The sequence below is a fragment of the Streptomyces sp. CBMA123 genome (assembly GCF_014596465.1).
Lineage (GTDB): Bacteria > Actinomycetota > Actinomycetes > Streptomycetales > Streptomycetaceae > Kitasatospora.
On record NZ_MECK01000262.1, the window covers coordinates 1 to 7,234 of the forward strand.

Consider the following 7,234-nt stretch of genomic DNA (forward strand, 5'->3'; position numbering starts at 1 on the left):
ACCCGGCCGCACGCCGCCCGGCGTGCCGCCCGGCGTGCGGAGCCGCGTCGCGCCCCCGGCCGACGGCGCCCCACCGGCGGTCGGCCGGGACTCCGGCATCTCCGGTCAACTCGCGCTCTGTGCGCATAGGATGACGCAGCGTTGGCCGCCGTGTGCTGGGAGAGGGCCGTGCCAGAGCTGCGCTTCACCTGCCTGGGGCCGCTGCGGGCCTGGTCCGCGGGCCGTGAGCTGCGGTTCAACCGGGCCCGGGACCGGGCGGTCCTCGCGGTACTCCTCGCCGCCGAGGGCCGGACCGTCCCGGTGGGCGACATCATCGACGGGGTGTGGGGCGAGGAGGGGACGACGCCCCGGACCGGGCCGGCGCCCTGCCCGGCCACGTCTACCGGCTCCGCAAGGTGCTGGACGGAGTGGGCCCCGAGCGGGCCGGCCCGAGCCTGCTGCGGCACCAGGGCAAGGGCTACCGGCTGGACGTCGACCCGGGCACGATCGACCGGACGGCCTTCCTGGCCGGGCTCGCCGACGCCGCCACCGCCCGCCGGAACTGGCAGCCGGAACGGGCCCGCACCCTGCTCTCCGGCGCGCTCGCGCTCTGGTCGGGCCCGGCCCTGCACGACGTGCCGGGACCGTTCGCGACGGGCACCGCCGCGGCGTCCAGCGGCGGCGGCTGCGGCGGCACCGACTACGAGCGGGCGTGCGTGAGCGCGGGCAACGGCCACGTCACCGCGTCGGCGTACAGCAACTTCGGCAACGGCAACTGCAACGAGGAGGTGATCCTCTGGGACTACACCTCCCGCGGCAAGGCGCTGGACACCACCTTCCCGTGTCACACCGGCCCGTACACCTTCACCTGGGTCCTCACCAACCCGAGCTCGGGCCACGACTACAAGGCCGAGGTGCGCTTCTACTGGCCCGGCGGCACGGGCTACGACTACCAGCTCAGCCCCGAGCTGTTCTACTGACGGCTCCACCGGGCCGGCCCTCCCGATCCACCGGACATCGGGCAACCGGCGTACGGAGGGCGGGGCCGTCCCCCGGGTGGGGTCGTCGGCAGACCCGTCCGGCGCAGCACGGCGCGCGGGGCGGGCGGGCGGCTGCGATCTTCGGAGGGACCCGGCAGTGCCCGACTGCCGGGTCCCGTCGTCCCGAGACCGTGGAGGCCCGGATGTGGCAGGCTCCCCCCGCCCCCGTCAGCCGTGAGTGGCTTCCGGTGCTGGACATGCCGGCGGCCGGCCGGCAGGACCGCTGGACGGTGCTGCTGCGCCTCCTGCTGCTGGTCCCGCAGTTCGTGGTGCTCTGGGCGCTGTCGGTGGTGGCGTTCTTCGTCACCGTGATCGGCTGGTTCGGGGCGCTGGTCCTCGGCCGGCTGCCCGGGTTCGCGGCGGACTACCTCACCGCGTTCGTCCCGTACGAGACCCGGGTCACCGCCTATCTGATGCTCACCGTGGACCGCTACCCGCCGTTCCGGTTCCGGGCCCCCGAGTACCCGGTGCAGGTCGGCCTGCAACCGGGCGAACTGAACCGGCTGGCCGTGCTGTTCCGCATCATCCTGGTCATCCCGGCGTCGATCGTGCAGGGCCTGCTGCACGCGGGCTGGTGGATGGTCTCGATCGTCATCTGGCTGGTGGTGCTGGTCCTCGGCCGGATGCCGCAGTCGCTGTACGAGGCGACGACGGCGATCCTGCGCTACCAGATGCGGTACACCGCCTACCTGGTGATGCTCACCTCCGCCTACCCCAAGCGGCTGTTCGGCGAGGAGCCGGGCAGCGAGCCCGAGCGGGTGTCGGCCACCCGCCCGCTGGTGCTGAGCGGGGGTGGGCGCGGCCTGCTGGTCCTCTTCCTGATCCTCGGGGTGGTCTCCTGGCTGACGAGTTCCGTCACCGCTTCGGTGAACAACGACGACGACAACGAGGACCACGGCACCAACCCGAGCCAGCACGTCATCGCGCCCCTCGTGCCGGGGCCGGTGGAGCGGGGCGGCGTCTCCGGCTGACCGGCCCGGGGCGCGCCGCGCCCGCCGTGTCGATCGTCAGGCCCGGTGGAGCGGAGCCGCCTCCTGGGCCGCCTCCTCGGCGGCCCGCTTGACGGCGGCGATCAGCTGCGGCCGGCGGGCGCGCAGGTCCTCGGGGCGCACGGCCAGCGAGACGCTGCCGACCACCGTGCCGTCCGCGCCGAGGACGGGCGCCGCCAGACAGGCCAGGCCCGGGCGGGCCTCCTCGACGTCCAGGGCCACCCCGGTCCGGCGGATCCGGCGCAGTTCCTCGTCGAGCCGTTCGACCGAGGCGATGGTGTGCGCGGTGAAGCGGCGCAGGCCGGGCTGTTCGAGGTAGCGGCGGCGCGCGGCCGGGCCGGCGGCGGCCAGCGCGACCTTGCCGTGGGCGTAGGCGTGGGAGCGCGGGTCGACGCCGACGGTGAGCTCGGGCCGCTCGTCGCCGTCGGCGGAGACGGTGCGCACGTCCGCGATCACCAGGCCGTCGCCCTGGTAGGCCACGTAGTTCGCCGAGGCGCGGGTGGCGTGCCGCATGCGGGCGAGCACGCCGTCGATGCCGCCGGTCAGGCCCGTCTGCCGCTGGAACGCGCGGTGGAGGGCGGACACCCGGTAGCCGAGGGTGTAGCCGCCGTCCGTGCGCACCAGGTAGCCGCGCTCGGTGAGCGGGGCGAGGAGGGTGTAGACCGTCGACAGGGCGCAGCCGAGGCTGCGGGCGAGGGCCTTGGCCGGGAGCGGCGTGGTCGCCTCCGCGACGAGTTCCAGCACCTCCAGGGTGCGGTCCGCGGCGCGCGGCCCGGTCTGACCGGCCATGACGGGTGCTCCTCCGGATCGTCCTTGGGTGATCCGTCCAGTGTGCCGGTGGCCGGACCGGGGGCCGCTACCGGCCCCCGGTCTCACCCTAAGGTTCAGCTTCAGAGTCGGGGCAGGCCCGGGCTCAGGCCTCGCGGGGCGTGATCTCTCCCATCAGGTCCCAGCCCTCGCGGTCCGGGAGGTCGACGCTGATGATCCTCGGCTTGGCGGCGACCGCGCCGGCCAGCGTCTCCATCGCCTGCCGGAAGTGCGCCGACTCGACATGGGCCCGGCCGGCCTCGCCGTCGCGGAAGCCCTCCACGAGCACGTACTCGTTCGGGTCGTCCACGCTGCGGGACCAGTCGAAGAACAGGTTGCCCGGCTCGGCGCGGGTGGCCTCGGTGAAGTCGTGGACGATGTCCAGCCACCGGGCGCTGTGCTCGGGGCGGACGGGGAACTTCGCGGTGATGAAGATCATGGAGGTCTCTCGGTTCGGCGGAACGGTCGAGCCCCACCCTGCCCGAGCGCCGCCCGGCCCGCGAAACGGACGGTGTCGCGATTCCACCCATGCCGGAAAGCGCCGCCGTTCCGGGCCGCCCGCGCGGCCGCTGCCCGGCCCCGCCCGTCGCGACGACCGGAGCCCTCCGGTCGGACGGCAGCCGGTGGTTTCCCCGTCCGGGGAGCTATGGCAGCAGTCGGGGAGCGCGGTCCTGGACTGCGCTCCGGTCATGCGCGACGTTGCCCGCCGGTCGGCGGCCGCTCCCGGCCATGGCTGCCGGGCGAGGTGCTCGACTCGCCGGCTGAAGCAGTCAGTCACACACGCTCGGCTTCCGGTGGTCACGAGGTGTCGAGCCCCTGATCACCACGACGGAATACCGTGCCCGCACACACTGCCGGCACCCACTGCCCGCACGGCGAAATCCGTTGCCCGCCGTCGAGCCCCCGTGAGAGCATCGGGATTCAACGGTCCGTCTCCTTTCGTTCGTTCGCGCTTCGCCACGCACATGAAAGAGTGCGGGCCGTAGCCGTGTCCACGGTTTTCGGGCAAGCCACCGAGATCTGCGAATGACAGGGACAGCGTGATGCACACAACAGAGCCGACGGAAGCCCGCATCGACGACGCGAGCAACATCCTGGTCGCGCCTTCGATGCTGCGGGACAACGACCTGATCAGGGACTTCTTCGGGTCCACCATCACGCCGGAGGAGCTTGCCTCCGGTGCGCCCGACCTCGCGCAGAAGACCGTCTACCTGTGTGGCGATGTATCCGGGATCAGCGGCCCTCAATTGCGGTCGGCCGCCCGGGTATTCGTCATCCGGGAGCTGTCGGACGGTTACCACGAGGACGCGGACACGACGTGGACGCTCGTCGACCTCGGCCGAGTTCCGATCCGCGTCCACGGCGTCGGCGTGTACTACCGCCGCTTCTTCGGACTCGACACCGATCACTTCGGCCGGATCCGTGCGGAGCACGAGTTCCAGTCCCTGACGGAGTCCACCAAGCCCGGAGCGGCTCGTCGCAGCGGAATCTATCTGACGCCCGTCACGCGAAGCGGTGACGAACTGCATTTCCGCCTGCTCCGGTGCTCCACGAATTTCTCGGGGCCGACCGAGGGTTTCGGCCCGACCGACACGGACATCGTGGAGGCTCTGAACCGCGAGGCCGCCGCCGTCTTCCGGAACCAGGCGCCGCTGAACCACGTGCTCGCCCAGATCTACCACAACACCCGTGCCACGGCCGAGCGCAAGCAGTCCAAGGCCAAGATCTCGGCCCACGCCGACAAGACCAAGGACATGCCCGTCAACGGCGTGATGGCGTTCTGCACCTTCTACGACGGGCTCGACAAGCTGCAGCCCCTGGCCGAAGACGCCTTCGACTACGGGGTGAAGAAGGTCAGCGGGCTGACCAAACTCCACTTCCGCCTCAAGGACCCGACCGCGGCAGGCGACGGGGTCCCGCTCCCCGCGCAGTTCACCGTGACCCTCCACCCCGGCTCCGTGTTCTTCATGCCGCTGTCCACCAACCGCCTGTACACGCATGAGATCCGGTCCTCGATGCTGGACGCCGAGTTGCTCCCGACCCGCCTGGGATACGTGGTGCGCTGCTCGAACGCCGAAGCCGTGCACAAGGACGGCCAGACCTTCCTCGACGTGGCCGGAGACCGGGTGAAGCTGGAGCCGCCGACGCCGGACGGCATGGACGAGCTGCGCAGGCTGTACGCGGAGGAGAACCGGACCTCGGCCTTCATCGACTACGGCGAGGAACTCCTCTTCAGCATGAACTCGGGGGACTACCTTGCTCCCCGGATCTAGGATCTCGGACGCGATCCTCTCCTTCGACCTTCCGCCCGAGGGGAATCCCTTCGCGGAACTGTCCGCGTCGGTCCGTTGGGAAGACGTGGGAAAGGGCCGACAGGGCGCCGTGCTCACCAAGGTCGACGCGGCGGGCGGGGTACCCCTGGTCCGCACCACCACCCGCTACGGCAGCCCGGCGCAGCGCTTCCGGATGGTGCACGAACGGCTGGCGCAGCGGATCCAGGAACACGCGGGGCTGCCAGTCGGCTTCAACAACGCCCTCATCGAGAGCTACACGAACGCCTACACCACCATGGGCGGCCATTGCGACCAGGCCCTCGATCTGGCGGAGGATTCGTTCATCGCCGTCTTCTCCTGCTATCAGCATCCCGATGCGGGCCCGCCGAGGAAGCTGATCTTCGAGTCGAAGGAGTCCGAGGGCGAGCAGGCCGAGAAGATCGAGAAGGTCGAGAAGGTCGAGATCCCCCTCGCCCACAACAGCGTCGTCGCGTTCTCCCTCGACTCGAACCGGCGGCTCAGGCACAGAATCGTCCTGGACAAGCCCGTCCCGGCGGCGGACAACCGATGGCTGGGCGTCACCTTCCGTACCTCGAAGACCTTCCTCCGGTTCCGCGACGGACAGCCGTACCTCCCGCAAGGTACGCGCCTGGTGCCGGCCGACGACGAGCAGCAGCGCGAGTTCTACCGGCTACGACGCCGCGAGAACACGGAGACGGACTTCAGCTACCCCCTGCTGACGTACACCGTCAGCGAGAGCGACCTGATGCCGCCCGTCTGACCGGCTACGCTGGGGACTTCGCCGCCCCCGGCGACCCCGTCGACGACCTCGCCCAACTCGCCTGGTACGCCGTCCCCCTGCGCTCCGCCGAGCAGCAGCGACGCGCCGGCGTCACCGGAGACCACGCCCTGCGCGATCGCCTGCACGCCCTCTGCACCGCCTACGGTGCCCGGCCCGCTGCCGTGCTCGACGCCCTGGACGCCCTCCAGACCCGCGAAGCCGCCCGCATCGAACGCCTCGGCGGCCAGGGCCAGGAACCGTGGGCGACCTTCCTCCACCGCGGTGACGCGGCCGAGATGGCGGCCGAGCGCTCCTGGCTCCGATCCCGACGCGCGGCCCTTCTGGACGACCCGGTGGCGTCGACCCCCTGCTCCCTTGTGGGCCGGGACGGTATGGACAGGGCATCGACGGCGCTGTCGGTGCCGGCTGCGAAGATCACGCCCATGGATCTCGCAGACGCCCTCGCCGGCCTCGACGCCCACCCCTGGGCCACCGTCTCGCACGCCTACGGTTCCGCCGAGGACCTGCCCGACCTGCTGCGGGCCTTCGCCGAGGGCGGGGAGGAGGCGGATGAGGCGCGCGAGGAGCTGTACTCCAGCATCCTGCACCAGGGCACGGTGTACCCGGCCAGCGTGGACGCCGTGCCGTTCCTGGCCCGGATCGCGGCGGCTGGGCGCCAGGTGGTCGAAGTCCTGTGGATGCTCGGCGGGCTGGCCGAGACCGACGACGAGTGGGAGATCCCGGATGGCGCCGTCCGGGCCGCCGTGGCCGGTCAACTTCCGCTGCTGACAACGCTGTTGGCGGACGACGAGGCGGAGGTTCGGGGTCTCGCCGCCTCCGTCGTCGGCCGCACCCGGGACACCGGGACGGCACTGCCCGCGCTGCGCCGCCGCTGGACGGTCGAGGAGGACGCCGCCGTACGGGCCGAACTGCTGATCGCCATCGGCCGGTTGGACCCTGCGGGCGCCGCCGCGCACGCCCGGGCGCTGCTCGGCGATGCCACCCCGCGCCCGCTGCGGCTCGCCGCTGTCCTGGTCGCCGTGCGGGCCGGGGAGGCGTGGAGCGGGGCCCACCACACCGCCACGCTGGCCGTGCTGCCCACCGCCGAGCTCACCGTCGACCGGTCCAGCATGTACCACCACGAACTGCTGCCCCAGGTGGTCGAGGACCTGCTGGCCCGTGGCACCGAGGCTGACCGGGAGAACGCCTTCGCCCTGATCGAGGCGGCCCTGCGCGACGATCGCCCCGGTGTGCCGTTCGAAGCCCTGTGGGCGGCCGGCGAGGCCTGCGACCGGTCCCGCAGCGCCCCGGCGCGGCTGGTCCCGGCCATCGCCCCGCACGCCGGCCGCGACCTCGCGGAGCGGC

At 72.1% G+C, this 7,234-nt stretch carries 8 protein-coding genes; 5 read left to right on the plus strand and 3 right to left on the minus strand.

The window, feature by feature from the left end; all coding sequences use genetic code 11:
* The first annotated feature begins 323 nt into the window (after nucleotides 1-323).
* Together BG452_RS26160 and BG452_RS26165 are read left to right on the plus strand one after the other, a co-directional pair.
* Nucleotides 324-959: a BTAD domain-containing putative transcriptional regulator gene (locus tag BG452_RS26160; RefSeq protein ID WP_188306804.1), complete on the plus strand. Its 636-nt coding sequence runs from the start codon at nucleotides 324-326 to the stop codon at nucleotides 957-959.
* Between the two features lie 203 nt (nucleotides 960-1,162).
* Nucleotides 1,163-1,990 carry a DUF4389 domain-containing protein gene (locus BG452_RS26165; RefSeq protein WP_188306805.1) on the plus strand — a complete coding sequence of 276 codons (828 nt, stop codon included), beginning with the start codon at nucleotides 1,163-1,165 and terminating at the stop codon, nucleotides 1,988-1,990.
* 36 nt (nucleotides 1,991-2,026) lie between these two features.
* Here BG452_RS26165 and BG452_RS26170 read toward each other — a convergent pair whose 3' ends face one another.
* Together BG452_RS26170 and BG452_RS26175 are read right to left on the minus strand one after the other, a co-directional pair.
* Nucleotides 2,027-2,797 carry an IclR family transcriptional regulator gene (locus BG452_RS26170; protein ID WP_188306806.1) on the minus strand — a complete coding sequence of 257 codons (771 nt, stop codon included), beginning with the start codon at nucleotides 2,795-2,797 and terminating at the stop codon, nucleotides 2,027-2,029.
* Between the two features lie 124 nt (nucleotides 2,798-2,921).
* Nucleotides 2,922-3,254, minus strand: coding sequence for a putative quinol monooxygenase (locus BG452_RS26175; RefSeq protein WP_188306807.1), 333 nt, complete (start codon nucleotides 3,252-3,254; stop codon nucleotides 2,922-2,924).
* A gap of 604 nt (nucleotides 3,255-3,858) precedes the next feature.
* On the opposite strand from BG452_RS26175, the gene BG452_RS26180 reads away from it, so the two are divergent.
* Together BG452_RS26180 and BG452_RS26185 are read left to right on the plus strand one after the other, a co-directional pair.
* The gene (locus tag BG452_RS26180; protein ID WP_188306808.1) at nucleotides 3,859-5,088 is read left to right on the plus strand and encodes a hypothetical protein; all 1,230 of its coding nucleotides are present in this window, start codon (nucleotides 3,859-3,861) and stop codon (nucleotides 5,086-5,088) included.
* On the plus strand, nucleotides 5,072-5,869 hold the full coding sequence (locus BG452_RS26185; RefSeq protein WP_188306809.1) for a hypothetical protein: 798 nt from the start codon (nucleotides 5,072-5,074) through the stop codon (nucleotides 5,867-5,869). Before BG452_RS26180 ends, BG452_RS26185 begins: the two co-directional genes overlap by 17 nt.
* Here BG452_RS26185 and BG452_RS26190 read toward each other — a convergent pair.
* Nucleotides 5,815-6,147 (minus strand): hypothetical protein, encoded by a 333-nt coding sequence (locus BG452_RS26190; RefSeq protein ID WP_188306810.1) that lies wholly within the window; start codon nucleotides 6,145-6,147, stop codon nucleotides 5,815-5,817. The two genes, BG452_RS26185 and BG452_RS26190, sit on opposite strands and share 55 nt — an antisense overlap.
* Nucleotides 6,148-6,312: 165 nt before the next feature.
* Here BG452_RS26190 and BG452_RS26195 point away from each other — a divergent pair.
* Nucleotides 6,313-7,234: HEAT repeat domain-containing protein (locus BG452_RS26195; protein WP_188306811.1), on the plus strand; the 922-nt coding region annotated here is incomplete at its 3' end.

Excerpts from the sequence above, each read along its gene's own strand:
- BG452_RS26165 (WP_188306805.1), top strand. The coding sequence starts at position 1,163 with ATGTGGCAGGCTCCCCCCGCCCCCGTCAGCCGTGAGTGGCTTCCGGTG.
- BG452_RS26175 (WP_188306807.1), bottom strand. The coding sequence starts at position 3,254 with ATGATCTTCATCACCGCGAAGTTCCCCGTCCGCCCCGAGCACAGCGCC.
- BG452_RS26180 (WP_188306808.1), top strand. The coding sequence starts at position 3,859 with ATGCACACAACAGAGCCGACGGAAGCCCGCATCGACGACGCGAGCAAC.
- BG452_RS26170 (WP_188306806.1), bottom strand. The coding sequence starts at position 2,797 with ATGGCCGGTCAGACCGGGCCGCGCGCCGCGGACCGCACCCTGGAGGTG.